Origin of the sequence: Aeromonas caviae, assembly GCF_000819785.1 — a bacterium.
GTDB lineage: Bacteria > Pseudomonadota > Gammaproteobacteria > Enterobacterales > Aeromonadaceae > Aeromonas > Aeromonas caviae.
Genome location: NZ_CDBK01000061.1, coordinates 1 through 26,251 on the forward strand (window position 1 = coordinate 1; position 26,251 = coordinate 26,251).

General features: G+C 61.0%; 25 protein-coding genes and 1 pseudogene. 10 read left to right on the forward strand and 16 right to left on the reverse strand.

What is annotated here, in order from left to right:
- Positions 1-134: 134 nt before the first annotated feature.
- Positions 135-920, forward strand: coding sequence for a Zn-ribbon-containing protein (locus BN1120_RS09655; RefSeq protein WP_042015866.1), 786 nt, complete (start codon positions 135-137; stop codon positions 918-920).
- Between the two features lie 73 nt (positions 921-993).
- Here the strand turns inward: BN1120_RS09655 and syd are convergent, their stop codons facing one another.
- Positions 994-1,542 carry a SecY-interacting protein gene (gene syd, locus BN1120_RS09660; RefSeq protein WP_042015868.1) on the reverse strand — a complete coding sequence of 183 codons (549 nt, stop codon included), beginning with the start codon at positions 1,540-1,542 and terminating at the stop codon, positions 994-996.
- A 105-nt stretch (positions 1,543-1,647) separates the two neighbouring features.
- Between syd and queF the strand changes: the two genes are divergently transcribed.
- The 7 genes from queF to BN1120_RS09695 all read left to right on the forward strand — a co-directional run bounded on the left by queF (position 1,648) and on the right by BN1120_RS09695 (position 10,723).
- Positions 1,648-2,496 (forward strand): NADPH-dependent 7-cyano-7-deazaguanine reductase QueF, encoded by an 849-nt coding sequence (gene queF, locus BN1120_RS09665; protein WP_042015869.1) that lies wholly within the window; start codon positions 1,648-1,650, stop codon positions 2,494-2,496.
- Between the two features lie 116 nt (positions 2,497-2,612).
- Positions 2,613-4,883, forward strand: coding sequence for a hypothetical protein (locus tag BN1120_RS09670; protein ID WP_042015870.1), 2,271 nt, complete (start codon positions 2,613-2,615; stop codon positions 4,881-4,883).
- A gap of 85 nt (positions 4,884-4,968) precedes the next feature.
- A complete protein-coding gene (locus BN1120_RS09675; RefSeq protein WP_042015871.1) occupies positions 4,969-6,570 on the forward strand; it encodes a GGDEF domain-containing protein in 1,602 nt (533 codons plus the stop codon).
- 158 nt (positions 6,571-6,728) lie between these two features.
- Positions 6,729-8,084, forward strand: a complete 1,356-nt coding sequence (ppnN, locus tag BN1120_RS09680; RefSeq protein WP_010673382.1) for a nucleotide 5'-monophosphate nucleosidase PpnN — start codon at positions 6,729-6,731, stop codon at positions 8,082-8,084.
- Between the two features lie 127 nt (positions 8,085-8,211).
- On the forward strand, positions 8,212-9,009 hold the full coding sequence (xni, locus tag BN1120_RS09685) for a flap endonuclease Xni (protein ID WP_042015872.1): 798 nt from the start codon (positions 8,212-8,214) through the stop codon (positions 9,007-9,009).
- A gap of 142 nt (positions 9,010-9,151) precedes the next feature.
- Entirely contained in the window at positions 9,152-10,159 is a 1,008-nt protein-coding gene (locus BN1120_RS09690; protein WP_042015875.1) for an isocitrate dehydrogenase, read from the forward strand.
- A 120-nt stretch (positions 10,160-10,279) separates the two neighbouring features.
- Positions 10,280-10,723: a hypothetical protein gene (locus BN1120_RS09695; protein WP_041211281.1), complete on the forward strand. Its 444-nt coding sequence runs from the start codon at positions 10,280-10,282 to the stop codon at positions 10,721-10,723.
- Positions 10,724-10,789: 66 nt separating this feature from the next.
- Here the strand turns inward: BN1120_RS09695 and rlmM are convergent, their stop codons facing one another.
- From rlmM to dinB, 6 genes are all read right to left on the reverse strand, one after another.
- Positions 10,790-11,884, reverse strand: a complete 1,095-nt coding sequence (gene rlmM, locus BN1120_RS09700; protein WP_039040704.1) for a 23S rRNA (cytidine(2498)-2'-O)-methyltransferase RlmM — start codon at positions 11,882-11,884, stop codon at positions 10,790-10,792.
- On the reverse strand, positions 11,877-12,263 hold the full coding sequence (locus BN1120_RS09705) for a DUF423 domain-containing protein (RefSeq protein WP_010673377.1): 387 nt from the start codon (positions 12,261-12,263) through the stop codon (positions 11,877-11,879). Before BN1120_RS09705 ends, rlmM begins: the two co-directional genes overlap by 8 nt.
- Positions 12,264-12,306: 43 nt before the next feature.
- Positions 12,307-12,942, reverse strand: coding sequence for an alpha/beta fold hydrolase (locus BN1120_RS09710; protein ID WP_042015876.1), 636 nt, complete (start codon positions 12,940-12,942; stop codon positions 12,307-12,309).
- Positions 12,943-12,954: 12 nt separating this feature from the next.
- On the reverse strand, positions 12,955-13,875 hold the full coding sequence (locus tag BN1120_RS09715; RefSeq protein ID WP_029313926.1) for a transcriptional regulator GcvA: 921 nt from the start codon (positions 13,873-13,875) through the stop codon (positions 12,955-12,957).
- Between the two features lie 286 nt (positions 13,876-14,161).
- Positions 14,162-16,297: a methyl-accepting chemotaxis protein gene (locus tag BN1120_RS09720; RefSeq protein ID WP_042015878.1), complete on the reverse strand. Its 2,136-nt coding sequence runs from the start codon at positions 16,295-16,297 to the stop codon at positions 14,162-14,164.
- Positions 16,298-16,364: 67 nt separating this feature from the next.
- Positions 16,365-17,417, reverse strand: a complete 1,053-nt coding sequence (gene dinB / locus BN1120_RS09725) for a DNA polymerase IV (RefSeq protein ID WP_042015882.1) — start codon at positions 17,415-17,417, stop codon at positions 16,365-16,367.
- Positions 17,418-17,609: 192 nt separating this feature from the next.
- Between dinB and BN1120_RS09730 the strand changes: the two genes are divergently transcribed.
- Positions 17,610-17,822: a hypothetical protein gene (locus BN1120_RS09730; RefSeq protein ID WP_039040708.1), complete on the forward strand. Its 213-nt coding sequence runs from the start codon at positions 17,610-17,612 to the stop codon at positions 17,820-17,822.
- 80 nt (positions 17,823-17,902) lie between these two features.
- On the opposite strand, the gene nqrM is transcribed toward BN1120_RS09730, so the two are convergent.
- The 9 genes from nqrM to BN1120_RS09775 all read right to left on the reverse strand — a co-directional run bounded on the left by nqrM (position 17,903) and on the right by BN1120_RS09775 (position 25,728).
- Positions 17,903-18,127, reverse strand: a complete 225-nt coding sequence (nqrM, locus tag BN1120_RS09735) for a (Na+)-NQR maturation NqrM (RefSeq protein ID WP_010673371.1) — start codon at positions 18,125-18,127, stop codon at positions 17,903-17,905.
- Positions 18,128-18,138: 11 nt separating this feature from the next.
- Positions 18,139-19,176 carry an FAD:protein FMN transferase gene (locus BN1120_RS09740; protein ID WP_029313924.1) on the reverse strand — a complete coding sequence of 346 codons (1,038 nt, stop codon included), beginning with the start codon at positions 19,174-19,176 and terminating at the stop codon, positions 18,139-18,141.
- A gap of 3 nt (positions 19,177-19,179) precedes the next feature.
- Positions 19,180-20,403, reverse strand: a complete 1,224-nt coding sequence (nqrF, locus tag BN1120_RS09745) for an NADH:ubiquinone reductase (Na(+)-transporting) subunit F (protein ID WP_010673369.1) — start codon at positions 20,401-20,403, stop codon at positions 19,180-19,182.
- 17 nt (positions 20,404-20,420) lie between these two features.
- Positions 20,421-21,017, reverse strand: coding sequence for an NADH:ubiquinone reductase (Na(+)-transporting) subunit E (nqrE, locus tag BN1120_RS09750; RefSeq protein ID WP_005303538.1), 597 nt, complete (start codon positions 21,015-21,017; stop codon positions 20,421-20,423).
- Between the two features lie 3 nt (positions 21,018-21,020).
- Positions 21,021-21,653 (reverse strand): NADH:ubiquinone reductase (Na(+)-transporting) subunit D, encoded by a 633-nt coding sequence (locus BN1120_RS09755; RefSeq protein WP_005303545.1) that lies wholly within the window; start codon positions 21,651-21,653, stop codon positions 21,021-21,023.
- Positions 21,646-22,434, reverse strand: coding sequence for a Na(+)-translocating NADH-quinone reductase subunit C (locus tag BN1120_RS09760; RefSeq protein WP_029313922.1), 789 nt, complete (start codon positions 22,432-22,434; stop codon positions 21,646-21,648). Before BN1120_RS09760 ends, BN1120_RS09755 begins: the two co-directional genes overlap by 8 nt.
- Positions 22,424-23,653: an NADH:ubiquinone reductase (Na(+)-transporting) subunit B gene (locus BN1120_RS09765; protein WP_010673367.1), complete on the reverse strand. Its 1,230-nt coding sequence runs from the start codon at positions 23,651-23,653 to the stop codon at positions 22,424-22,426. Before BN1120_RS09765 ends, BN1120_RS09760 begins: the two co-directional genes overlap by 11 nt.
- 3 nt (positions 23,654-23,656) lie before the next feature.
- Entirely contained in the window at positions 23,657-25,000 is a 1,344-nt protein-coding gene (locus BN1120_RS09770; RefSeq protein WP_042015885.1) for a Na(+)-translocating NADH-quinone reductase subunit A, read from the reverse strand.
- A 419-nt stretch (positions 25,001-25,419) separates the two neighbouring features.
- On the reverse strand, positions 25,420-25,728 hold the full coding sequence (locus BN1120_RS09775; RefSeq protein ID WP_042015888.1) for a BolA family protein: 309 nt from the start codon (positions 25,726-25,728) through the stop codon (positions 25,420-25,422).
- 207 nt (positions 25,729-25,935) lie between these two features.
- Between BN1120_RS09775 and BN1120_RS09780 the strand changes: the two are divergent.
- Positions 25,936-26,251 (forward strand): annotated as a pseudogene (locus BN1120_RS09780) (23S rRNA (guanine(1835)-N(2))-methyltransferase); the annotation flags it as partial.

A 26,251-nucleotide genomic window follows, 5' to 3' on the forward strand; every position in this document is an offset into this window, starting at 1 on the left:
CCCCCGAGGCGTCCCCCTTGGCCACGGAAAGCGTCACTCTTCAGCAACTGAGCGAACAGCTCGCCCGGCTGGAGCAGAAGGTCGATCGCCTCACCGACCTGCTGCTCAACCAGAAGCCGGATTGACCCATCGCCATGTATATCCTCGAACTCACCTTTGAGTGCTACCGCAATACGTCCCTCAGGGAGGCAGAGCGGGCCATCGTCCACTACCTCGACATGCTGCGCTATCAGGGTCAGATCCTGGGGCGGGAGTTTCCCACCAGCATGCACGAAGGCTATTTCGTCAGTCGGGTGGTCTGCCCGGAGCAGGACAGCCTGCACCCTGACAACCAGAGCGAGCTGGTCGCCCTTGCCGAGCAAGGTCTGCACCAGGCGGGCCTGCTCGCCCCCAAACTTCACCTGCAAGGGGCGGATCTGCTCTCGGACAGCACGGACCCGTGCGCAGAGCAGGGGGAGCGTCCCAGCTGGATGCTGCTCTACACCAGCTTCCTGCACAGTTGCTCTCCCCTGCGCTGTGGCGATCACTTTGCTCCCATCCCGCTCTATCGGCTGCCCGCCGTCGCCAACGGTGACCACAAGCAGATCATCAAGTGGCAGGAAGATTGGGAAGCCTGCGATCAGTTGCAGATGAACGGCTCCATCGCCGAACACGCCGCCCTGCACGAAATCGGCGAGGTGGGCAGCCGCCTTCATCGCCGGGGCAGCGATCTCGCCAGACGGCTGGAGCTCCTGAGCGGCATCCCCACCTATTACTATCTCTACCGGGTAGGCGGCCTGAGCGCCGCCGAAGAGCGGGCTCGCCCCTGCCCTGGCTGTGGTGGTCCATGGGCGCTGGCCGCCCCCCTGCACGAGATCTTCGACTTCAGGTGCGAGCCTTGCAGGCTGGTGTCCAACCTCTCCTGGGACTTCAAGGAGTAGGTGCCCACCGCGCACAATGGCGCAATAAAAAGAGAGGGCCTTGCCAGGTGGCAAGGCCCTCTCTTTTGGGGCATCACTGGGGCAAGGTTTCCAGTCGCGCCAGAAAGGCCGGCAACGAGGGGGAAAGCGTCAGGCGCCGTCCGGAGTCCAGCCACTCCAGCCACACCTGGCCGCTCTCGTTATCGAGGGACACCAGCGTCATCTCGTTGCGGGTCGTGGCAATGAAGAGTGAAGGGGCTCGCTTCAACTTGCGCAGCATCAGCAGGTGGCCGATGAGGTTCTCCTTGAGCAGATCCAGATCGGCGTCGTTCCACGGCAGGATGAGTTCGATGCGCAGCCCCTTGAAAGAGCAGGGCAGAGGGCGGCTGAACCAGTGGCCAAACAGGGCGATGGCGCTGGGATGCAGGGTCAGCTCCAGGGCGTTCGCCATGGCCGTGAAGTCGGCTGCCTGCTCCCGCTGGAACGGACGCCAGGCGACCCGACCCTCCCTGGGTTCATCCAGCTCGCAAGGAGAGCGCCAGTCGGCCTCCCAGTCACACAGGGGCAGCCCCCGCCTTCCTTCGCCATCGCGCTGCCAGCGTAAAAAGAACTGCTCCAGGGCAGACAGGACTTGATCCGACATCGATATTCCCCACAATAGCGGCCTCTGATGGCCGCAAGTACCTGATCGAAAAATCGGGCCATTGCACCATCAAACCCCTTATCAGACAAGCGTGAGCAAACCAGCATGAGCAAACAAGAGAGATACGCCGGCGCCAGTGCGCTGCAAGGCCTGAGCCTGGGGCAGCAGTCCGCCTACATCAGCCAGTACACCCCGAGTCTGCTGCAGCCCGTGCCACGCAGCCTGAACCGCGACGATCTTGGCCTGAGAGGTGAACTGCCCTTCCAGGGGTGCGACGTCTGGACCCTGTATGAACTCTCCTGGCTCAATGCCAAAGGCAAGCCCGTGGTTGCCATCGGGGAGGTCTTTGTGCCGGCCACCAGCCCGAATCTCATCGAGTCCAAGTCGTTCAAGCTTTACCTGAACTCCTTCAACCAGACCCGCTGCGACTCCCTGGAGGCAGTGCAGGCGCTGCTGGTTCAGGACCTGAGTGGCTGCGCTGGTGCCCCGGTGAGCGTCACCCTCTTCACCCTCGACCAGGCCCCCCACCAGATAGCCCAGCTGCCCGGTGAGTGCATCGACAACCTGGATATCGAGGTGGATGGCTACGAGTTTGACGAAACCCTGCTGCAAGGGGCCGCCGGTCGCGAGATCGTGGAGGAGACCCTGCACAGCCACCTGCTCAAGTCCAACTGCCTGGTGACCAGCCAGCCGGACTGGGGATCCGTGGTGATCCACTATCGCGGCCCGCGTCTCGACCGGGAGAAGCTGTTGCGCTACCTCATCTCGTTCCGCCAGCACAACGAGTTCCACGAGCAGTGCATCGAGCGCATCTTTACCGATCTCAAGCACTTCTGCGCCCCGGAAAAACTGACCGTCCATGCCCGTTACACCCGCCGCGGCGGCCTGGACATCAACCCCTTCCGCAGCGACTGGGAGCCGGTTCCGGCGAACCTGCGCCTCATTCGCCAGTAATCACCGGCGCCGCCATCCTGCGGGCTGCGGCCGGCTGTGCATCACCTCAGTAAACTCTGGACGGGCGGGGGTGGGCTTGGATAACATGCCTGCACCTCCGTGCCGTTCTTAATCCAATGAATCAACTGTTTTTTCTGGCAATGATGATGTCCTCCCTGTCGGCTCCTGATCTGGATCTGGCCAAGGAGCAGTTGTCCATCGACCTGCAGCAGGCCCAGACCCTGGTGCTGACCGATCCCGCCAGATGTGCTCAGATTGCCACCTCCTTCCTCGAACGCACGGCCAACAATCCCAAGCAGATCATCAGCAACCGTCAGGAGTACGGCTATCGCGAGCCGATGCTGAACTACGGTACCGCCACCCAGACCACGGGCGCCTATCTGCTCAAGGGGGAGTGTCTGCAGCAGCTAGGGCAGTTCGCACCGGCACAGGAGTCCTTTGAGCAGGGCATCGCCATGGCCGAGAAAGAGCAGCAGTTCGAGCTGCAGGCACATGGGCTCTATCTGCTGGTTAGAAGCCGCAACCTGCAACAGCATACCCATGGCGCCGCGGCCCCCCTGCTCGACAAACTCGACAAACTGCTGGCCAATCCCGACCTCAAGGAGAGCCAGTTGCAGGTCTACAGCCGCTTGCTGCGCGTCAACGCCAGCATAGAGGAGCGGCAATTCGATCTCGCCAAACAGCAGCTGGCCGAGACCCGCAAATGGGCGGATCACGCCAAACAGCCTCTGGCCAGGGCCTGGACCAGCGCCGTGGGCGGGGATCTCTATCAGGCTCTGGGTCAGCCCCAGCTTGCACTGGGGGAGTACATCGAAGCACAACAGCAAGCCAAGCCCCTGCAGGATCCCCTCTTCCTCGGCCTGCTCTCGAACCAGATGGTCAGCCTCTATCAGGAAGAGCAGGAGCCACAAAAAGCGCTGCAATACGCCAGCGAGGCGGCCAACTATTTTCATGCTCTCGGCAATCCTTCCATGCTGAGCGACGCCCTGATCGTGCTCGCCCGCCTCAACCGGGATCAGGGCGAGATGAACATGGCGCTGGTCTATTTCTTCAATGCCCTCGACCTGCTGGATGAGAGCAGCCACCGCACCCGCATCGCCCACCTCAAGTTCGAGATAGGCAAGACCTACCTGCAGACCGGCAACCTCAACCTGGCGCGAAACTACCTGAACGCCGCACGCCAGTCCCATGAGCTGGGGGATGACAAGGAGTCGCTCATCGACACCCTGCTGTTGCTGGGAGAGCTGCACCTCAAGCAGCAGGAGGCGGGCATCGCCATCCTGCAGTTGGAGAACGCTCTCACCCTGGCCAACCGGATTGGGGACATCCGGCGCCAATTCGAGATCTTCCGCCTGCTCTCCGTCGCCTATGAGCAGAAGGGTTACCTCCAGCAGGCCCTGGAGAGCTACAAGAATTACCACCAGCGCAGCGAACTGGTTCGCCAGCAACAGCTGGCGCTGGAGCAGGAGGCGGTGCGCGATAACTACGCCCAGGTGGAGCGGGTGCAACAGGTCAAGGAGCTGGAACAGCAACTCGACGTCAGCCAGCACCAGCAGGAGCGATACCTCTGGACCAGCGTCAGCACCGGGCTGCTGCTGGCACTCTTCATCTATCTGTTCTTCACCCTCTGGCTGAAACTGCGGGTCGCGCGCCTTCATGCCAAACAGCTGGGAGAGGCCCTGCTGGTAGAGCCGCGCAGCGGCCTGGCCAACTGGCAGCGACTGATGAGCCGCTGGCCGCGGGAGATGGCCAAGCGCCAGCAAAAATCCGAGCGCTGGTACCTGAGCGAACGCCCCACCAGCGAATTTGACGACAAGCTGCACTACCTGCTGTTCCGGGTTCCCTTCCTGATCAACAGCCTGGAGCAACACGGCTATCAGGTCAGCCGCGAGATAGAGCAGGCCTTCGGCCGCTACGTCAACGAACTGACCCCGCAGGATGGCCGCATCTACGACCTGCGCGAAGGCCACCTGCTCTATGTGGTGCCCCAGCGTCACGTGGCCCAGTTACATCAGCTGGCCCAGACCCTGCTCGACACCCTGGCAGCCTTCCCCTGCGAGCACCCGCTGGACAGGCGCATCAGCCTCGGCATCGTCAGTCATCCCTTCCTGCCCAAGGCGGCCATGGCCCTCGATCACCACGGCCTGTTCGATCTCTGCTACCTGGCCCTCTCGGGAGCCATTCAGCTCAGCGAAAAATACCAGCAGAGCGTCTGGCTTGAGCTGGCCGCCATCGATTGCCAGCAGGCCGCATTTTTTAACGGAGATGTGTGGCAATGCTGCTTGATGGCAATTGACAAGGGACTGGTAAAAGTAAATTCTTCTCATGAAAAGCAATGGGTTAACTGGCTTGCGCTTTCACGGACGAAGGTTGCGGACAATCCGTGACAAAAAGGTACTCAACGGGGTCTTTGATTGGCTTTCTGTTGCTGGACGAAACAAAAACGATAATGACAACAGGGCGACCTGAAGAATGAATGATATGGCTGCCGTAACAGGACAACTGGCAAGACTCAGGGAATCCCTCCAGCAGAAACAGCAGGAGCTTGACGGCATGGCAAGCTTCTCCGATGCCGAACGCACCCGCAGTATCCAGTTCATCGGCAAGTTGATGCAAGCCTGTCGCGGCCACGATCGCGAGCTCGACAACCGGCTCGCCAAGCTCAAGCAGAAACTTGAAGGCAACCCTCCTCTTACCTCCATCGATGCCGATCTGAACGCCATCGAGAAGCTGTTGCAGCAGCACAGCCACACCATGGAAGAGTCCATCAGCCTGACCCGGGCAGCCATTGATCTCGGCAGCAAACAGCTCAAAACCATCAAAGGGTTTCCGGAAGATACCCGCCGCGCCCTCAAGGAGTTTCTCGCCAGCCCGGAGAGTTACGGCATCGGCGATCACCAGAAGAAGGTGATCCGGCTGCTGGAGTTCTACCAGCAGGCGATCAAGATCCAGCTGCTGCCGCGCAAGCCGCTGATCCCCCCTTCGGCGGAGATCCCCACCGAGCTCTCCAGCCCGGCCCCTACCGACTCCTTTGACGTCAAGGCACATGCCCAGATTTCAGACGAGTTGCAGCGTCTCATCACCGAGCTCGACTTTGCCGGCGCCGTGGGCGAGAGCCTCGCAGACATCCGCCGCCAGTTGCTCGGGGGCATCACCCCTGCCCTGCTGGCCGAAGTCTGCCTGCAGATCATCGAACTCATCATCGAGGGTACCCGGGAAGAGCGCAAAGCCTCCCAGGCGTTTCTCAGCACCCTGAACGAGAGTCTCTCCTCGGTCCATTACAGCTTTACCGAATCCCTGGATGAAGGGCGGGCGCTGCAAAATGCCGCCCATCTCAGCGGACAGGCGCTGGAGCGGGAACTCGCCGCCATCGATCGCGCCATGGCAGCCCATGACTCGCCACAAATACTCAGGGGCGCCATTTCTGGGCATCTGGACACCATCCGCCGGCTGCAGCAGGAGCGGGAGGAGATGGCCAACCGCGAGCGCCACCTGCTCACCCACCTCTCCAACATGGAAGCCAAGCTCAGGTTGATGAAGGACGAGACCGCCGAGTACAAGAAGCGGCTCACCATCCAGAAACACAAGCTCTTCCTCGACAGCCTGACCCAGGTACACAACCGGGCGGCCCTGGACGAGCGGCTCGAGCTCGAATACAAACGCTGGCTACGCTATGGCACCCCCCTGTGCCTGGCCATCATCGACATCGACCACTTCAAGCACATCAATGACAACTACGGCCACATGGCCGGCGACAAGGCATTGAAGGTAGTTGCCAAGGCCCTGCAGAACGCCTTGCGCGACACCGACTTCATCGCCCGCTTTGGCGGTGAGGAGTTCGTGGTCCTGCTGCCAAACATCAATCCGGACAAGTACCAGAAGCCGCTGGAGAACCTGCGTCAGACCATCAAGAGCATCCCGTTCCGCTTTCGCGATGCCAGGGTCGAGATCACCATCTCCATCGGTGCCACCCTGTTTCGGACCGGCGACCATACCACGGATGCGTTCGAGCGTGCCGACAAGGCGCTCTACAGTTCCAAGCACTCCGGCCGGGATCAGGTCAATCTCGCCTGAATCCGCTTTGAGGGGCGGCTAAAAAAGCGGCAAACGCACAGTCCCCCTATTCCCCTGCCCACCCCCTTGCCTCTACTATCGAACCCGAGGGATGCCAAAGCATCCCGTTTTCTCCCCAGGGAAAGCACAACGATAACAAGCGAGTGAAAGGGGAAATTATGATTACACACATCAATCCCGTGGGCAGCATGGACCTGCTGTCCCAGCTCGAGGTGGATCGCCTCAAGCAGACGGCCTCCAGCGATATCTATCAACTGTTTCGCAACTGCTCGCTGGCGGTCCTCAACTCCGGCAGCCATACCGACAGTTCCAAAGAGATACTGGAACGTTTCAAATCCTTCGATATTCACGTGATCCGGCGCGAGCGCGGGGTCAAGCTCGAGCTGTTCAACGCCCCCGAGCACGCCTTCGTCGACGGCGAGATCATCCGCGGCATCCAGGAGCACCTGTTCTCCGTGCTGCGGGACATTCTCTATGTGTCGACCCAGCTCGAGTCCAATCGTCTGGTCAACCTGACCAGCTCCACCCATATCTCCAACGTGGTGTTCGCCATCCTGCGCAACGCCAAGGCGATCCTGCCCGGCGCCGATCCCAACCTGGTGGTCTGCTGGGGCGGCCACTCCATCAACGAGGTGGAATACCAGTACACCCGGGCGGTGGGTAGCGAGCTGGGTCTGCGCGAGCTCAACATCTGTACCGGTTGCGGTCCGGGTGCCATGGAGGGCCCCATGAAGGGGGCCGCCGTCGGCCACGCCAAGCAGCGGGTGCGCAACGGCCGTTACATCGGTCTCACCGAGCCTTCCATCATCGCCGCCGAACCGCCGAACCCCATCGTCAACGAGCTGGTGATCCTGCCGGACATCGAGAAGCGGCTGGAAGCCTTCGTGCGTCTGGGTCACGGCATCATCATCTTCCCGGGCGGGGTCGGAACTGCCGAGGAGCTGCTCTACCTGCTCGGCATCATGATGCACCCGGCCAACGATCGCCAACCCATCCCCATCGTGCTGACCGGCCCGAAAGAGAGCGCCGACTACTTCCGCGCCATCGACGACTTCGTCAAGGCAACCCTGGGGGAAGCCGCCACCAGTCTTTACCGGATCATCATCGGCGATGCGCCCGAGGTGGCCCGCGTGATGAAGGAGGCGATGCCGAAGATCCGCGAATACCGCAAGTCGGTGGGAGATGCCTACTCCTTCAACTGGTCCCTGCGGATCGAGCCCGAGTTCCAGCTGCCGTTCGAGCCGGATCACGCCAGCATGGCCAGCCTGGATCTGCATCGCAACCAGCCGCCCCAGCTGCTGGCAGCCAACCTGCGCCGCGCCTTCTCAGGCATCGTCGCAGGCAACGTCAAGGAAGGGGGCATCAGGGCCATCGAGAAGAAGGGTCCCTTCAAGCTGCACGGCGACAAGGAGCTGATGCACCTGATGGACAGGTTGCTGGAAAGCTTCGTCAAGCAGCAGCGCATGAAGCTGCCGGGCAGCCAGTACGTTCCCTGCTACGAGATAGTCAAATAGTCGGGACATCACAATGCACCGCACCGGAGGGGCCCATGGGCCCCTCTTTCATTGACTGGTCTTCTACGGGGTTAGCAGGAGACGCCACCATTGTTACAATGGCCTCCCCCGACGCCCGGAGTGCCCCATGCCACACCTGCTCATCATCGATGCCCTCAACCTCATCCGCCGACTGCACGCGGTGCAGAGCCAGCAGGGACTGACCCCGGCTCAGGCCCTGCTCGCCACCCGTGCCAACCTCATCAACACCTGCAAGAAGCTCCTGGCGGCCAGCGAGCCGACCCACGCCATCGCGGTCTTTGACGGTGAGGTCCACAGCTGGCGCAAGACGCTCTATCCCCCCTACAAGGAGGGCCGCACCCCCATGCCGGATGAGCTGAGAGAAGGGCTTGCCGACCTGCAGGACGCCTTCTGGGAGTGCGGTGTGGATGCCCTGCTCTCCCAGACCGACGAGGCGGACGATCTCATCGCCACCCTGGCAAGCGGCATTGCCCAGCACGGCGCCAGCGCCACCATCATCTCCACCGACAAGGGGTTCTGCCAGCTCATCTGCCCGCAGATCCGGGTGCGGGATTACTTCAACAAACGCTGGCTGGATGCCGCCTTCGTCCAGCAGCAGTACGGCGTTACACCGACCCAGCTCGTGGACTTCTGGGCCCTGACCGGTATCGGCGGCTCCAACATCAAGGGGGTGCCCGGCATCGGCCCCAAGACCGCCACCCAGTTGCTGCAGCAATACGGGGACCTGGCTGCCATGCTGGAGGCCTGTGAGCGGGAGGAGGCCACCAGACCCCTGCTCAAGCTGCGCCAGCACCGGGAAGAGGCCCTGCTGGCCCAACGCCTGGTCCGGCTGCAGCACGATATCCCGCTCGGGTTCAACCTGCGGGAGATCCGCTACCCTCCCGTCCCTGATGCCGGGGCGTGATCCCCAGCACACCATTTCCCAAGACAGGCCGTACCTGTTGACATAAATGGGTAAAATGTAAAGAAACATGGAGGATGTGGTGCAAAAATGGTATAAAGCCGACGAATCCTCCCCCTCTGTTCCCTAGAAGTGGATACGCCTCATGTCAAAAAGAAAGATTACCGTCATCCCGGGCGACGGCATCGGCCCCAGCATCATCGAATCCGCCATCCAGATCCTGACCCACGCGGGTTGTGACTTCGACTACGAATACGCAGACGCCGGTCTGGTAGCCCTGGAAAAACATGGCGAGCTGCTGCCCCAGGCCACCCTCGACCTGATCGAGAAGAACAAGGTCAGCCTGAAAGGCCCGCTCACCACTCCGGTCGGCGGCGGCTTCACCTCCATCAACGTCTCCCTGCGCAAGAAGTTCAATCTCTACGCCAACGTGCGCCCCGTCCTCTCCTTCAAGGGCGCCAAGAGCCGTTACGACAACATCGACATCATCACGGTGCGCGAGAACACCGAAGGCATGTACTCCGGTGCCGGCCAGAAGCGCAGCGATGACAACCAGAGCGCCGAGGCGATGAGCATCATCACCCGGGAAGGGGCCGAGCGCATCGTCACCTTCGCCTTCGAGCTGGCGCGCCAGGAAGGACGCAAGAAGGTCACCATCATCCACAAGGCCAACATCCTCAAGTCCACCTCCGGCCTGTTCCTGGAAGTGGCCCGTCAGGTCGCGGCCCGCTACCCGGACATCCAGAACGAGGAGATGATCGTCGACGCCGCCTGCATGAACCTGGTGATGTACCCGGAGCGCTTCGATGTGATGGTCACCACCAACCTGTTCGGCGACATTCTCTCGGATCTCTGTGCCGGTCTGGTGGGGGGGCTGGGCATGGCGCCGGGCGCCAACATCGGTGAAGGGGCCGCCATCTTCGAAGCGGTGCACGGCTCTGCGCCGGACATCGCCGGCAAGAACATCGCCAACCCCACCTCGGTGATCCTCGCCTCCATCCAGATGCTGGAATATCTCGGCATGCAGGGCAAGGCGGAGCGCATTCGCGAGGCCGTGCGGGCGACCATCGAGTCCGGTGATCGGGTGACCCGTGACCTGGGGGGCACAGCGTCCACCAGCGAATTCACTCAGGCCATCATCGACCGTCTATAAATAGAATCCAACCATATGATTTTAAAAGGGAGCTTCGGCTCCCTTTGTTTTATGCCAACGCCTCCCTACCTCCCTCGCCAGATGAATACTATGTTGATATGAGGGATAAGGAGATCCACCATGCGTGCTACTTTCATCTTGCTGATCGTCAGCAGCAGTGCCACGGCATTAGACAGGCCAGTCGACAATGCCTGGTTGACGCCGCCTCCCCAGCACGAGGCGCCAGCCAAGCAGACCTGGCAATCCACTCTGGATACCAACGATCTGCTCAAACAGCCCAAGCCGCTCTCTCTGGGGGTGGATATCACCACCGACAGCAACGGCAATCGGCAGGTCACCCCCTATCAGAAGCTGAACCTCACGGCAGAGAAGAGCGTCAGCCTCTCCTTCGAAAAGCAAAAGCCCAGGATCAAGTTCAACGCTGGCGGCATCAACACCTCGGTCAAGCTTCGCGGGGATGGCGTCAAGATGCAGTTCAACCCCAGTGACAAGACCATTCCCCTACAAATTGAGCTGAAGATCACCGACGACGAGTCCATGATGCGTCTGGACTACCGCTTCTGATGACCCAGACACAAAAAAACCGGACGTCGCCGTCCGGTTTTTTCATGCCCTGTTCCCGATGCTGCTTCAGGACTTGGGTGCCAGCTTGGAGACCCAGAACTTGTTGTAGACGTGCACCGTGATCTCTTCGCGATCGTGATAGAGCTGTTTGGCCTGAATGATGAAACCGCCGTCGATCTCGGCCAGCAGTCCGCGCAGCACCTCGATGTTGTGCACCGCCTCGGCGTAGCGCTTCTTCATCGGCAGCTTGAGGTTGAACATGGCTTCCTGACAGTCGTTCTCCCTGAACCAGTCGGCCACCATGTGGGTCACTCGCGCCGGCTTGTCCACCATGTCGCACACCAGCCAGTAGGTATTCTTCTTGCTCGGCCGCCACACGAAACCATCGTCACGGATATGCTTCACCTGACCTGTGTCCATCAGGGATTGGGCCATCATGCCGTTGTCCACCGCCGTCACCATCATGCCGCGACGCACCAGCTGATAGGTCCAGCCACCCGGGCAGGCGCCAAGATCCACGGCCTTCAGGCCGGAGCACAGGCGCAAGTCCCACTCTTCCTTCGGCACGAAGACGTAGAACGCCTCTTCCAGCTTGAGGCTGGAGCGGCTCGGGGCATCGGCCGGGAATCGCAGGCGCGGGATCCCCATGTGGAAGGCAGAGTTGTTGAAGGAGTAGGAGTACCCCAGCATCAGGTGGTCATTGGCCAGGAAGAAGGCGTGGAACACGGGACGGTTCGGGGTCTCCTTCTTGGTCAGGATCTCGTTGCTGCGCAGCGCCTGGCGAAGCGGCACGGTGAACTTGCGGCAGAAGGCGGAGAGCTCCTTCGCCTCGTTGGTATCGGCCGTCTCCACCCGAAGATCACCGCAGATGGCGTAACCGCTCGCCGCCTCCAGGATGGGAGAGACCCGATCGCTTATTTCCAGATCTTTCAGCTCGTGAGTCACCACCAGCATCTGGCGAATGAAGATGAGCTCGCGGAACGGCAACTTGCGCGCCAGCAGATCGGCCTGCTCCTCGTCATACAACTCGAAGATCACATAGCCGCTGTCGTCCTTGACCCGGGCAAAGCCGTAGCACTGCATGTTGCCGGCACGCTCGGTGATCTCTGCCGCCGCCTCTTTCTCAAAACCCGGGCGGCAATAAAGCAGCAGATTATTCATTCTTTCCTCCAAGACGACAGCCGGCCCACATCAGAGCCGCCCATCCCAACATAAAACAGAGGCCACCGGCCGGGGTGATGAGCCCCAGCCCCTTGCTGCCAAGCAGCACCATGGCGTAAATACTGCCGGAGAATCCCAGGATCCCCAGCACAAAGACGGCGCCCGCGAAGGTGATCACCTTGCCGCGCACGCCGCACAACCCCAGCACCAGCAGGGCCAGGGCGTGGAAAAACTGGTATTGCACGGCGGTGTTGAACGCCGCCAGCAACGAAGGGGCGATGCCGGTCGCCGCCAGCCCGTGAGCGCCGTAGGCCCCGAGCATGGTGGCCGTCAGGCCGAAGAAACCCGCCAGCACCAGCCAATGTCGTTGGATCTGCATCTTCTCTCCTTGCACGCTTCTTCTCTCGACCCGCTCGAGATGGTCAGGAGCGCCCCACCGCCGCGATAAAACCCTTGATCCGCTCCGCGGCCAGGCGCAGGTTCTCCTGCTCGCTCATGCCGCTCGCCTTTCTCGGTTTGAAACCATGATCCCCGTCGGTCAGCCAGTGGACCGATACGGCGGGTGAGAAGGGGAAATCGGCCAGCTCGGCGCGGGAACCGAAGGTATCGCGCTCCCCCTGCAGCAGCAGCGTGGGCGTCGTGATCTGCTTGAGCACCTCGCCCCGCCATGCGTCGGGCTTGGCCGGGGGGTGGAAAGGATACCCGAGAACGATCAATCCTGCAGCATCCATCTCGTCGCCCCCCTCGCAAAACAGCTCGGCCGCCATCCTTCCCCCCATGGACTTGCCCGCCAGAAACAGCCGGGGATGGGCAAACTGGCGCACCATCTCGCGCCAGTGAGCCAGCAGCACGGGTTGTCTGTCCGGCGGCCTGCGTTTGCCGTCCTGAGCCCGTTTGGTCATGTAGGGGAAGTTGAAGCGCACCACCTCGATCTCCGGCCCCGCCAGCAGTCGCGACAACTCGGCCAGGAAGCTGTGCTCCATGCCCGCCCCCGCGCCGTGGGCCAGCAGAATGCGAACGGGGGCGTCACTCGCCCCCTCTCTTGTCAGGTCAGTCACCAGGTCAACTCCTCAGGCATCGGCAAGGCGGGCACGCCTGCGGGCCTCTTCCTGCTCCACCAGTTCCAGCATCCAGTCACGGAAGGCCACTATCTTGCCCTGATCGGACTGCTGCTCCTGACACACCAGATAGAAAGCGTTCTTGCTCACCAGCACCTGCTCGAACGGGCAGATGAGACGACCCGCCTCGATCTCCGGCTGGGCCAGCACGCTGTGGCCGAGCGCCACCCCCTGACCGTGGATCGCCGCCTGGATCACCATGGTGGAGTGGCTGAAGATGGGCCCCTGATTGACATTGGGGGCATCGATGTCGAGCTGGCGGAACCAGGCCTTCCAGTCGCGCCGGGAGGTGTCGTGCAGCAGGGTATGGCGGGTCAGATCGTCCGGGGTGCGCAGGGGCTTGGGGCCGGTCAGCAACAGGGGCGAGCAGACCGGGATCAGGTACTCGGTGTGCAGCTTGTCCGAACGAAGACCCGGCCAGTTGCCGCGGCCGTAGTAGATGGCCACGTCCACGTCGTCGGTCAGCGACCCCTCGTCCATGTCCACCGCCTTGATCCGCACATCGATGTCCGGGTGGCGTTCGCTGAACTTGACCAGGCGGGGCACCAGCCACTGGATGGCGAAGCTCGGCTGCAGGGAGACGGTGAGCGCCCCCTTGGCGCTGCGGGCCAGCAGCTTGTCGGTCGCCTCGGAGATGGAGGCGAAGATGTCCTTGATGTCGAGGAAGTAGCTCTGCCCCTCCTCGGTCAGTAGCAGGGAGCGATTCTTGCGGCGAAACAGCTTGATGCCGAGATACTCCTCCAGCGCCTTGATCTGGTGGCTGATGGCTGCCTGGGTCACGAACAGCTCTTCTGCTGCGCGGGTAAAGCTCAAGTGACGAGCCGCGGCTTCAAACGCTTTCAGTGCATTGAGCGGAGGTAAACGACGAGACATGGAATCGGCCGACGATGAATTTTTCTAATGGGGCGCATTATAAATTGTCGGTTGCGGGTCGACCAGTGAATAAACATAATTCGCCACGCAATTCGTTGTCATATGGCTCACACCTTCTCTTCCATGTTGGTTTACATGTGGTTTTTGTGAGTGAGTCGACAGTGATTGTGGTGTTGTGTTTCTTCCTCTGCGGGAAGAAGGGCTAAATCAGGTCGATTTAACCCAGTCTGTCATCTGAATGTGTTTGGCGCCTCCGGTTGGATGGCGCCTTTTTTCTTATCCTCCCCTACACCCGGAACTGGCCCACCAGTTGCTGCTGCTTGTCCGCCAGTTGCGACAGCTCGCGCCCGTTGTCGGCGGAGGTCGCCGCTTCCGCCCGAATGGTATGGCTCACATCGCGAATGTTGCTGACGTTGCGATTGATCTCGTCCGCCACTCCGCTCTGCTCCTGCGCGGCCCTCGCGATCTGCTCGTTCATCTGGTGGATGGTGCCGACCGCCTGGATGATCTGCTCCAGCACGCTGACCGACTGCTCCACCTTGGTGAGGGTCAGATCCGCCTGGTGATGACCGGTCAGGATCGCTTTCACCACCGCCTCCGTCCCCGACTGCAACTGGCCGATGAGGTTCTGGATCTCGACGATGGCGTTCTGGGTTCGTCCCGCCAGGTTGCGCACCTCGTCGGCGACCACCGCAAAACCGCGCCCCTGCTCACCGGCTCGGGCCGCCTCGATGGCCGCGTTCAAGGCCAGCAGGTTGGTCTGCTCGGCAATCCCCTGGATCACCACCAGGATGTCGTTGATGTTGTCGCTGTTGGCAGAGAGGTGCTCCACCACTGGTTTGGCATCGCTTATCACCGTCATCAGTCTGGACATGGCCTCCTGGGTCTGCGCCACCACGGACTTGCCCTCCTGGGCCGCCGTGTCGGCCTCATCGGCCGCCGCCACCGCCGCATTGGCATTGCCAGCGACCTGCAGGGCGGTAGCGCTCAACTCTTCAAACGCGGTCGCCACCAGATCCACCTCCTGATACTGGGACTGCATGCCGGCGCTGGTACGGGCTGCCCCTTGCGCAGCCAGGGCCGCACTGGCCCGAGTGCCCGCAACGGTGTCGATCACTTGGCTGATGGTGGATTGCAGCTTGTCCAGGAAGTTGTTGAACCACTTGGCCAGCTCGCCTATCTCGTCATCCCTGCGCAGATCGATGCGCTGGGTGAGATCCCCCTCCCCGCTGGCGATGTCCTTGAGGCGTGCCACCACGGCGCGGATGGGCGCCACGATGCGCTGGGCCATCAGCCAGATGCAGAGCAGGGCGAGCGCCGAAATCCCGCCACCTATGGTGAGCTGGGTGGCCACGCTGCGCTGGGCCTGATCCTCAAGCTCCCCTTGCAGTTGCAGGGCCGAGGCGAGCACCACGGCGCGGGGCAGCTCGATATAGATGCCCCACTTGCGATCCGTACCGCGCATGCTGACCGGCACGAAGGTCTGCAACAGTGCGCCATCCGGGCTCCAGCGCGTCACCACATCTCCCTTGGTCAGCCACCCCTTGAGATCCTGCGCCAGCCCTTGCTGCTCCAGCAGATTGCCAAGGGCGACCGGGAACCCTTCTACGCCGGCCACCCGCCCTTCACTGCTGAGCAGAAGCACCTTGCCCTGCCCCTTGTAGAGGGTCCGGCCCATCTCTTCCACCAGACTCTGCAGGGTCCCCAGGGAGATGTCGACCCCCACCATGCCAAGCAGGGAGCCCTGGTCCAGCAACGGCACGGTCACCGAGGTCATCAACACCTGCTGGGTCCCCACCTCGTCCACATAGGGTTCGAGCAGACAGAGCGCCTTGCTGCGGATGCTGCAACTGTACCAGTCGTTCTCAAGGCCGCCGTGTCCGGAGGGCTTGTCGTTGGCCAGCATCGCCTCGTCCATCACCTCCAGGTTGACCTTGCCGTCGACCCTGGCCCAATAGCTGGAAAAACGCCCCTTGTCGTTGGCGCCGAGCGCCGTCGACCCCTGATAGTTGTCATCCTCCCCGTCGAGCTGGTTGGGTTCGAATACCGCATAGACACCGAGCAGGTTCGCTGACGACTCCGCCGCATCCTGCAACTGCTGGTTGACGGCATTGCGCAGCGCCTCGGAGTGAACGAAGTTGTCGGCCGCGTTCTTGCGCTGGAACAAGATGCCCTCGGCAAGCAGGGTAGCCCTGAAGTAAGCCTCATCGAGGTAGCTGGTCACCCGGGCTGCCTGGGTCGCCCCCATAGCCTGCATCCAGTTTTCTGCCGCGTGCTGCCCCTCCAGGGTGGTGGAGGTGAGCACCTGCTCCTGCATGCGGGCCGCGTTGAAAAGAGAAGAAGCCACCAGCGCGACGGCACTGGCCAGCAGACAGCAACCGGCGATCAGGGTGATCCGTCCCTGAACAGAAAGAGAACTCATGCCACTATTTCCTAACGTCTACAGATGTGAACACTGTATCGGTTTTGGATACAAAAACTTAACTAAATCAGCAGAGATCCAGGCTTAATTGATTGATTTCACCCGCTCCGGGCAAACCAACGACCAGACCGAGCAGGCGAATGGGCTTTCCTTGAGCCCGTTGCAGTCCCTCGTGCAGCAGATCGTGGAAACGGGCCGCCTGATAACTCCCCTTGCGGTAGACGGTGGTCTGGTGAAAATCGGCAAACTTCAACTTGATCCCCTGCCCCATCAGCATCTCCGCAGGGCAGGCCTTGGCAAAACGCTGCTCCAGCTCGGGAATGAGCCGGCTGAGCACCTGCCAGCAGGCGTCCTCGTCCAGCACGTCGCTGGCGAGCGTCGTCTCCACACCGATGCTCTTGCGCACCCGCCTGGCCTGCACCGGCTGATCATCATGCCCCCAGATGCGGCTGGCCAGCATCTCCCCGAGCTTGCCGAAACGGGCGATCAGCTCCTCGTTGCCGAGCTGGCGGGCATCTTCGCACGAATACAGCCCGAGGGACTCCAGCCGCTCTGCCGTCTTGCGGCCGATGCCGGGCAGCTTGCCAAGGGGGAGCTGGCGCACGAACTCGTCCACCTCCTGGGGGCGGATGACGAACAGGCCGTCAGGCTTGCGCTGCTCCGAGGCGAGCTTGGCCAGAAACTTGTTCGGCGCCACACCGGCCGAGGCAGTCAGTCCAAGCTCGGCGCTGATGGCGGCGCGGATCTCCGCCGCCATCAGGGTGGCGCTGCCACCGCAGCGGGGACTCTGGGTCACGTCGAGATAGGCTTCATCGAGGGAGAGCGGCTCCACCTGCTCGGTGTAGCGCAGGAAGATGGCGCGCAACTGACGCGAAGTTTCTTTGTAGACGGCCATCCGCCCGGGGATCAGCACCAATGGCGGACAGAGCTTTCTGGCCAGGGCGCTCGGCATGGCGGAGCGCACCCCGAAGCGGCGCGCCACGTAGTTGCAGGTGGAGATGACTCCGCGTCGGTCGGCGGCGCCACCGATGGCGAGCGGGACCTCCCTGAGGGCCGGGTTGTCCCGCATCTCCACCGCGGCGAAGAAGCAGTCCATGTCGATGTGAATGATCTTGCGCATGGCCGTGTCTGTTGCTGTGTCGGTGCCGGTCGCGTGGCCACCAGGGGCACGGCCTGCCGACGACACAACTGTATAGATAACCAGTAGATTGAATCATGCTACCCCAAGCCTGTCATTTCTGCCAGTCTGCGCGCGGGCGCGGCGGCATAGACTCTCAAGGCCACATCCACACGAGACTCAAGGAGGAGAAGCATGAGCATCATCCGGGCGGGGCTCTGCCTGCTGCTGTTGCCGCTAGCGACCATGGCCAAGGATCACCCGACAGCCGAATGCAGCTGGCTGTACAAGCGCATCGAGATACTGGAAACCGCCATCAGGCAGGGAGATGAACTGGGCACCAGGGAAGAGCTGGCAAAGCGAAAGAAAGAGTTCAAGGCAAAGGCATGCAGCCAATATGACTACTGACCCCATGCCACATAAAAAACGAGCCGACCCAGGGGTCGGCTCGTTTCGTTGCAAGGCTGCCTTCAGAGCGATATCCGCCGTTAGATGATGCGGTTGTCCACCAGCATCTTGCGACGGGCCTCTTCCTTGGCCATCTTCTTCTTGCGGTTGTCGCAAGGCTCGGGGCAGTCGCACTCCTTCTCGATCCCGATGGAACCCAGGCCGCCACAGGAGCCGGAGATGGACTTGCGCTGGAAGATGTAGCCGATGGCCATGGCCACCACGACCATCAGAAACACCCCGAAGGTGATCAGAAAGATCTGCATGTAGTTACCCCTTACTTCTTGACCAGATATGGTTTGAAGGCATCCGAATAGGCCTCTTCGAACCCGTCATCCGTCTTGGTGATGGTGAAGATGGCCAGCCCCCGTTCCTTGGCATAGGCCAGGCTCTTCTCCGGCCCCATGACCATGAACACGGTCGCCAACCCGTCTGCAGTCATGCAGGAAGGGTGGATGACGGTCACCGACACCAGGCGGTGCTGGATGGGCTTGCCCGTCAGCGGATCCATGGTGTGGGAGAAGCGCTTGCCGTCCAGCTCGTAATAGTTGCGGTACTCGCCCGAGGTGGCCACCCCGTTGTCACCGGGCAGGATCACCTCTTGTACGGAACCGGCATTGACGGTCGGCTTCTCGATGGCGACACGCCAGGGATGCCCCTTGCCGTTGACACCGTTGATGCGCAGCTCGCCGCCGATCTCCACCAGATAGTTGCGCGCCCCCTGGGACTCCAGGTACTCGGCCACCTTGTCCACGCCAAACCCCTTGGCAATGGCGGAGAGATCCACGTAGAGGTCCGGGATGTCCTTTTGCAGAGTATCGGCATCGGCAGAGGTTATCACATGCAGATTGCCAAGGCCCGTCTTCTGCCGGGTCTGGGCGATCAGCTCGTCGGACGGCACCTTGGTCGGTCTGGCATCCGGCCCAAAGCCCCACAGATTGACCAGAGGACCGACGGTGACGTCCAGCGCCCCGCGGCTCTCGCGGCCAATGTGAATGGCCTCGGTCACCACCCGCGCGGTATCGCGGGAAACCACCACAGGGGTATTGCTCTTGTGCTGGTTGAAGCGTGACAGCTCGGAATCCGGGCGATAGGTCGACATCTGATCGTTGACCCGCTCCAGCAAGACGTCGACCTCGGCTTGCAGCCTGGCGGCATCCTGAACGGCGCTATCTGCCACCTTGATGGAGTAGTAGGTACCCATGGTGCTGCCGGTGATGTGGATCTCCGGCTTCGATTGGACCGTTTCCTGACCGCACCCAGTCAAGAAAAAGGCTAGCCCGAAGGCTAGCCAGGTCTTTACAACGCTGTGCATGGATTAACCACCGAAGTCATCCAGCAGGATGTTTTCGTCTTCAACACCGAGGTTTTTCAGCATGTTGATGACGGCGGCGTTCATCACGGGAGGCCCGCACATGTAGAACTCGCAATCCTCAGGCGCCTCGTGGTTCTTGAGGTAGTTCTCGAACAACACGTTGTGGATGAAGCCAGTGTAGCCATCCCAGTTGTCTTCCGGTTGCGGATCGGACAGGGCGACGTGCCACTGGAAGTTGTCGTTCTCGGCCTGCAGCATGTCGAAGTCTTCGACATAGAACATCTCGCGCTTGGAACGGGCACCGTACCAGAAGCTCATCTTGCGCTTGGTCTTCAGACGGCGCAGCTGGTCGAAGATGTGGGAGCGCATCGGCGCCATACCCGCACCACCACCGACGAACACCATTTCGGCGTCGGTGTCCTTGGCGAAGAACTCGCCGAACGGACCGGAGATGGTCACCTTGTCACCAGCCTTCAGGCTGAAGATGTAGGAAGACATCTGGCCGGGAGGGGCAGTCCAGTTGCTGGGCGGCGGAGTTGCGATCCGCACGTTCAGCATGATGATGCCGAACTCTTCCGGATAGTTCGCCATGGAGTAGGCACGGATGATCGGCTCGTTGACCTTGGACTCCAGCTCGAAGATCTTGAAGCGATCCCAGTCGCCACGATACTCCTCGGGAATATCGAAGTTCTTGTACTGCACGTGGTGGGCAGGGGCTTCGATCTGGATATAACCACCGGCGCGGAACGGCACGCTCTCGCCATCGGGGATCTGCAGCTTGAGCTCCTTGATGAAGGTGGCCTTGTTGTCATTGGAGATGACGGTACAGTCCCACTTCTTCACGCCGAAGATCTCTTCCGGCAGCTCGATGTCCATGTCGGAACGGACGGTGACCTGACAGGCCAGACGCTCGCCATGACGGGCTTCGCCCTTGCTGATGTGATCCAGCTCGGTCGGCAGGATGTCGCCGCCGCCAGATTTCACACGCACCTTGCACTGACCACAGGAGCCACCGCCGCCACAGGCGGAGGAGACGAAGATACCACTGCCGGCGAGCACGCCAAGCAGCTTGCCACCCGCCGGGCTGGTCACAGCCTTGGCCGGGTCGCCGTTGATGCTGATTGTCACGTCACCGGCGGTCACCAGCTTGGACTTGGCGAACAGAATGACTGCCACCAAGGCCAGCAGGATCACGGTGAACATGACCACACCCAGAATAATTTCCATCTATATTTCCTTTCCGATTACAGGGAAATACCAGAGAAGGACATGAAGCCCAGCGCCATCAGACCCGCGGTGATGAAGGTGATGCCAAGGCCACGCAGGCCTTCCGGAACATCGGAATATTTCATCTTCTCGCGGATCCCTGCCATCGCGACGATGGCCAGCATCCAGCCTGCACCCGAACCCACGCCATAGACCACGGACTCAACGAAGTTGTAGTCACGCTGCACCATGAAGGAGACGCCGCCGAAGATGGCGCAGTTCACGGTGATGAGCGGCAGGAAGATACCGAGGGCGTTGTAGAGGGCCGGGAAGTACTTGTCCAGGGCCATCTCCAGGATCTGCACCAGGGCCGCGATCACCCCGATGAAGGTGATGAAGCTCAGGAAGCTCAGATCCAGACCGGATACCAGGGCACCGTCTTTGAGCACGTAGTTGTAGATCAGGTTGTTGGCCGGGACGGCCACGGTCTGAACCACGATAACGGCAATCCCCAGACCCATGGCGGTCTTGACCTTCTTGGACACCGCCAGGAAGGTACACATCCCCAGGAAGAAGGAGAGCGCCAGGTTCTCGATGAAGATCGAGCGAATCAACAGACTGATATAGTGTTCCATACCTTAATCCTTCGCCTCCACCTGCTTGGGATCCTTGGTGCGCACGCCCCAGATGATCAGACCAATGATGAAGAACGCACTCGGCGGCAGCAGCAGCAGGCCGTTGGGCACATACCAGCCACCATTGTTCACCAGCGGCAGCAGCTCGATGCCGAACCAGGTGCCGGAACCCAGGATCTCGCGCACGGTGGCCACGGTCAGCAGCACGGCGCCATAACCCAGACCGTTGCCGATACCGTCCAGGAAGGAGGGCAGCGGGGCACTCTTCATGGCGTAGGCTTCGGCACGACCCATCACGATACAGTTGGTGATGATGAGACCGACGAACACCGACAGTTGCTTGGAGATGTCATAGGCATACGCCTTGAGCACCTGGTCAACCACGATAACCAGCGAGGCAATCACCGCCATCTGGGCGATGATCCGCACGCTGTTAGGGATCTGGTTGCGGATCAGAGAGATGAACAGGTTGGAGAAGGCGGTGACCGCGGTAACGGCCAGCGTCATCACGAACGCCGTCTTCATCTGGCTGGTAACGGCCAGCGCGGAACAGACACCCAGCACCTGCAGTGCGATGGGGTTGTTGCCGAGCACAGGCGTCAACAGCAACTTTTTCATTTCGCTCTTGTCAGCCATTGTTGATTTCTCCTGCACGTACCTTGGCCAGGAAGGGACCGAAGCCCTTGGGGCCCATCCAGAAGTCGAAGGTGTGCTGTACACCATTACCGGTCAGGGTTGCACCAGACAGGCCGTCGATTTCATGCTCGGAACCAGCCGGAGCATGGCCCTTGATCACCCGCAGCGCAGGCTGACCGTTCTGGTCGAACAGCTTCTTGCCGACGAACAGCTCGCGCCAGGCCGGGTTCTCGATCTCGCCACCCAGACCCGGGGTTTCACCGTGGTCATAGTAGGTGATGCCCTTGATGGTCTGACCGTCGGCCGCGACCGCTACGAAGGCATACATGGTGGACCACAGACCCTGGCCGTAGATCGGCAGGATGATGTTGTCGACCTTGCCTTCGGCATCTTTCGCGAAGAACACGGGAACCAGCTTGGAGATCTGACGCAGGCCGGCCTTGTCGTCGGCCGGGGCCAGACGGATGCTCTTGGCCGGATCCTTGGCGGCGACTTTGGTGTCGAAGTTGTCGGCGTCGCCGTCAACGAACTCACCGCTGGTCAGATCCACCAGACGCGCTTCAATCTTGTCGCCATAGAGCTGGGCCAGATCACGCTTGGCCACGGCGCTGATGTCGACGCCGGCGACGGACAGGATGTTGCTTTGCTTGTCCAGTGCCTTGTTTTCCAGCTGGGCCGGACGCAGACCCACGGCAGCCACGGAGACCACGATGGAGCAGACCAGACACAGACCGGTCACTACGGCGAGGGTGCCGGTAGTAGAGTCTTTATTAAACGCCACGTGCGATCCTCCGCTTGATGTTCGCCTGCGCCACGAAATGGTCAAACAAGGGGGCAAACAGGTTGGCGAACAGAATGGCCAGCATCATGCCTTCCGGGAATGCGGGGTTCACTACCCGGATCAGCACCACCATCACGCCGATCAGGGCGCCATACCACCACTTGCCCTTGTTGGTAAAGGCAGCGGAAACGGGGTCGGTCGCCATGAAGGCCATGCCGAACGCGAAGCCACCCAGCACCAGGTGCCAGTGCCACGGCATGCTGAACATGGGGTTGGTATCGGAACCGATGACGTTGAACAGCAGGGAGGTCGCGACCATGCCGACCATGACGCCGGCGATGATGCGCCAGGAGGCGATACGCATGTAGACGATCATGGCCGCGCCGATGAGGATCATCAGGGTGGAAACTTCACCGATGGAACCGGGCAGGTTGCCAAGGAAGGCGTCCATCCAGCTGATGGCTTCACCGGTGGCACCGTTGATCAGCGCCATCTGACCGCCCTGGGCCCACTGGCTCAGTGCGGTTGCGCCGGAGAAGCCGTCAACGGCAACCCAGACCGCATCACCAGAGATTTGACCCGGGTAGGCGAAGAACAGGAAGGCACGACCCGCCAGCGCCGGGTTCAGGAAGTTTTTGCCGGTACCACCGAACACTTCCTTGGCCAGCACCACACCGAAGGTGATACCCAGGGCAGCTTGCCACAGGGGCAGCTCGGGCGGCACGATCAGGGCGAACAGGATGGAGGTCACGAAGAAGCCTTCGTTGATCTCGTGCTTGCGCACCATGGCGAACAACACTTCCCAGAAACCACCGACGATGAAGACGGTGATGTAGATCGGGAAGAAGTGCGCCGCACCGATCAGCATCTTGCTGCCGATGCCGGCGACGGCCGGATCCAGCGAGGCACCGAACAGGGTGGCCAGGGCGTATTGCCAGGAATCGGCACCGGCCGCGCTGCCCATGTGGGCGATGGCGGCGATGGACTGGTTGCCGACGTTGTACATGCCCCAGAACATGGCCGGGAACACAGCCAGCCACACCATGATCATCATGCGCTTCAGATCGATCGCATCACGGACGTGGGCGGCATTGCGGGTCACGGAACCCGGGGTATAAAACAGGGTGTACGCCGCTTCGAACAGGGCATAGTACTTGGCGTACTTGCCACCCGGCTCGAAGTGATGTTCCATATTTTCAAGAAGTTGCTTGAAACTCATCGCTTAACCTTCCAGTTCGATCTTGGTCAGGCACTCACGCAAGACGGGGCCGTACTCTGTCTTGCCGGGGCAGACGAAGGTACAGAGCGCCAAATCTTCCTCATCCAGCTCCAGGCAGCCGAGCGCCTGCGCGCTGTCGGTGTCACCGGAGATCAGATCCCGCAGCAGCAGGGTCGGCAGGATGTCGAGCGGCATCACGCGCTCATAGTTGCCGATAGGCACCATGGAGCGATCACTACCGTTGGTGGTGGTAGTGAAGTTGATGAGTTTGCCCTTCATCAGGTGAGAGAGGGTGGTACGGGTGATGGAGAACTTGTTGGCACTGGGTTTGACCCAGCCCATGAACTCTTTCTCACGGCCTTCGCCCAGCACGCTCACCTGGTTGTGGAAGCGACCCAGGTAGTCATGGACCCCTTCGGCCTTGGCACCGCTCAGCAGGGAACCGGAGATGATGCGGTTTTCGTCCGCACGCAGCTCGTTGTTGGTCAGCTGGCTGAGGCTGGCACCCAGACGGGTACGCAGCAGACGCGGCTTGATGACGTTCGGGCCAGCCAGGGAGATCACCTTGTCGGTGAAGATCTGGCCGGTGGTGAACAGCTTGCCGTAAGCGATCACGTCCTGATAGTTGATGTGCCACTGCACCTTGTTGGCACCGACCGGATCCAGGAAGTGGATGTGGGTGCCCGGCAGACCGGCGGGATGCGGACCGACGAACACGGCTTCCTTGACCTGGGCCAGGGAGGAGTGCGGCAGGCTGGCTTCGCCCTTGCAGACGTGGACGGTACCATCGGTCAGGCGGGTCAGCACGGCCAGACCGTCGAGGAAGGCCTGGGCCTGTTCCTTGATGATCAGCTCCGCACTGGCGGCCAGCGGGTTGGTGTCCATGGCGGTCACGAAGATGGCGCGCGGGGTGGAACCCACGGCCGGCACCTTGCTGAACGGGCGGGTACGCAGCGCGGTCCATTGGCCTGATGCGACCAGGATCTCCTGCACCTTGCTGCGCTCGAGCTGTGCCAGCTCGGCGGAGGCAAAATGCTCAAAGGTCACCTGCTCGTCGGACCCATTGATGTCGATGACGACGGACTGGAGAACACGCTTGGCACCACGGTTGATCTCAGAAACCACACCGGTGGCAGGGGCCGTGAATTTAACGCCGGGATTCTTCTTATCTTCGAAGAGCTCCTGACCTTTAATGACGCGATCACCTACTTTGACAAACATAGTAGGACGCATCCCCACGAACTCTTCGCCGAGTGTAGCAACACGGGTGATGGCCGGGCCATCGTAGATTACTTGCTCCGGAGCACCCAGCACGGGGATGTCCAGTCCTCTTTTAATTGTAATCATACTCACTTGCACTACCGTTAAGGGAAGACAGGTTGGTTAGCGCCGAGAAATACATCACGACGAGTTGTTGAATGAGCCCGTCAACATCGCGGAAAGCTGTCGAAGAAATAAACAAATCAGCAACATACAGGATCATTCAAAAGCGCCTGAGTTTACCACCTTAGGCGAGTTAGCCGCCACGCCAAATGGGGAAAATCCCCGCCCTATCACAAAATTAACCTTCACTGAATATTTCGCGCACGTCCTTGCAAACCGTGGTTTTAAAGGACTTTTCGCAAAACTAACCATATAGAGGTATTTTCCAGGCGCAAGGAAAAGGATTAGAAAAAATAATGCTACACCCCTCATCCCTGGCGGCACACCATTCGTGATAGCGCTGTTAATGGCCCGAGGAAGGCGCCATCAGAAGGTACAACGGCTCACGCAAAGGGGGATTTGCTGACGCAACCCGGCGTCTTTGGCGCCTGCTCCCGGGCCTGCCACTCGGATTCGGTATAGGTATGCAGCGCCAATGCATGAATGGCTCCCACCAACTCGTCGGCCAGCACCCCGTTCACCTGACGATGGCGCCCCAGCAAACGCTGTCCCTCAAACGCCTGGCTCACCACGACTACCTTGAAGTGGCTTTCGGAGCCCGGTGCCACCCTGTGCATGTAGCTTTCATTGATCACTTCCAGGTGGCTCGGGGAGAGCGCGGCGGCCAGCTTGGCCTCTATCTGTTGTTGCATGCTCACGGTAAGGACTCCTCGTTGAATATCCGGCCATTGTAGCCAGGGTTGTGCGCCCGATGCATCAGGTACGAAGGATCAGCTCGCTCTCGCCGTACCGGACTGGTGAATTTCTCCGCCGCCGCTAGAATAGCGCCACTTTCACCGCTGCCTGGCAACACGGGGCAGACGGTCGCCATTCATCAATCACACGTTGGACTCTTGCCTATGCAAACCCTGCTCGACACGGCCCACTGCCGCCTGACCCTGTATCGTTACCCGCGGCAGAGCCAGGATCCCCTGCAGGCCTGGGATGCGGCGGACGAGTACCTGATAAGCCACCTTGCCGAATCGCAGCAGGCACCTGACGGCCCCGTCATCATCATGAACGACGGCTTCGGCGCCCTGGCCGGCTATCTGCATGCCCACGCCCCCGTCTGCGTGACCGACTCCCACATCAGCGAGCGGGCCACCCTGGCCAATCTGGCGGAAAACGGGCTGGATCCCCACGCCATCACCCTGCAGGATGCCCTGGCCCCCCTGC

Excerpts from the sequence above, each read along its gene's own strand:
- BN1120_RS09655 (WP_042015866.1), top strand. The coding sequence starts at position 135 with ATGTATATCCTCGAACTCACCTTTGAGTGCTACCGCAATACGTCCCTC.
- syd (WP_042015868.1), bottom strand. The coding sequence starts at position 1,542 with ATGTCGGATCAAGTCCTGTCTGCCCTGGAGCAGTTCTTTTTACGCTGG.
- queF (WP_042015869.1), top strand. The coding sequence starts at position 1,648 with ATGAGCAAACAAGAGAGATACGCCGGCGCCAGTGCGCTGCAAGGCCTG.
- BN1120_RS09670 (WP_042015870.1), top strand. The coding sequence starts at position 2,613 with ATGAATCAACTGTTTTTTCTGGCAATGATGATGTCCTCCCTGTCGGCT.
- BN1120_RS09675 (WP_042015871.1), top strand. The coding sequence starts at position 4,969 with ATGAATGATATGGCTGCCGTAACAGGACAACTGGCAAGACTCAGGGAA.
- ppnN (WP_010673382.1), top strand. The coding sequence starts at position 6,729 with ATGATTACACACATCAATCCCGTGGGCAGCATGGACCTGCTGTCCCAG.
- xni (WP_042015872.1), top strand. The coding sequence starts at position 8,212 with ATGCCACACCTGCTCATCATCGATGCCCTCAACCTCATCCGCCGACTG.
- BN1120_RS09690 (WP_042015875.1), top strand. The coding sequence starts at position 9,152 with ATGTCAAAAAGAAAGATTACCGTCATCCCGGGCGACGGCATCGGCCCC.
- BN1120_RS09695 (WP_041211281.1), top strand. The coding sequence starts at position 10,280 with ATGCGTGCTACTTTCATCTTGCTGATCGTCAGCAGCAGTGCCACGGCA.
- rlmM (WP_039040704.1), bottom strand. The coding sequence starts at position 11,884 with ATGAATAATCTGCTGCTTTATTGCCGCCCGGGTTTTGAGAAAGAGGCG.
- BN1120_RS09705 (WP_010673377.1), bottom strand. The coding sequence starts at position 12,263 with ATGCAGATCCAACGACATTGGCTGGTGCTGGCGGGTTTCTTCGGCCTG.
- BN1120_RS09715 (WP_029313926.1), bottom strand. The coding sequence starts at position 13,875 with ATGTCTCGTCGTTTACCTCCGCTCAATGCACTGAAAGCGTTTGAAGCC.
- BN1120_RS09720 (WP_042015878.1), bottom strand. The coding sequence starts at position 16,297 with ATGAGTTCTCTTTCTGTTCAGGGACGGATCACCCTGATCGCCGGTTGC.
- dinB (WP_042015882.1), bottom strand. The coding sequence starts at position 17,417 with ATGCGCAAGATCATTCACATCGACATGGACTGCTTCTTCGCCGCGGTG.
- BN1120_RS09730 (WP_039040708.1), top strand. The coding sequence starts at position 17,610 with ATGAGCATCATCCGGGCGGGGCTCTGCCTGCTGCTGTTGCCGCTAGCG.
- nqrM (WP_010673371.1), bottom strand. The coding sequence starts at position 18,127 with ATGCAGATCTTTCTGATCACCTTCGGGGTGTTTCTGATGGTCGTGGTG.
- BN1120_RS09740 (WP_029313924.1), bottom strand. The coding sequence starts at position 19,176 with ATGCACAGCGTTGTAAAGACCTGGCTAGCCTTCGGGCTAGCCTTTTTC.
- nqrF (WP_010673369.1), bottom strand. The coding sequence starts at position 20,403 with ATGGAAATTATTCTGGGTGTGGTCATGTTCACCGTGATCCTGCTGGCC.
- nqrE (WP_005303538.1), bottom strand. The coding sequence starts at position 21,017 with ATGGAACACTATATCAGTCTGTTGATTCGCTCGATCTTCATCGAGAAC.
- BN1120_RS09755 (WP_005303545.1), bottom strand. The coding sequence starts at position 21,653 with ATGGCTGACAAGAGCGAAATGAAAAAGTTGCTGTTGACGCCTGTGCTC.
- BN1120_RS09765 (WP_010673367.1), bottom strand. The coding sequence starts at position 23,653 with ATGAGTTTCAAGCAACTTCTTGAAAATATGGAACATCACTTCGAGCCG.
- BN1120_RS09770 (WP_042015885.1), bottom strand. The coding sequence starts at position 25,000 with ATGATTACAATTAAAAGAGGACTGGACATCCCCGTGCTGGGTGCTCCG.
- BN1120_RS09775 (WP_042015888.1), bottom strand. The coding sequence starts at position 25,728 with ATGCAACAACAGATAGAGGCCAAGCTGGCCGCCGCGCTCTCCCCGAGC.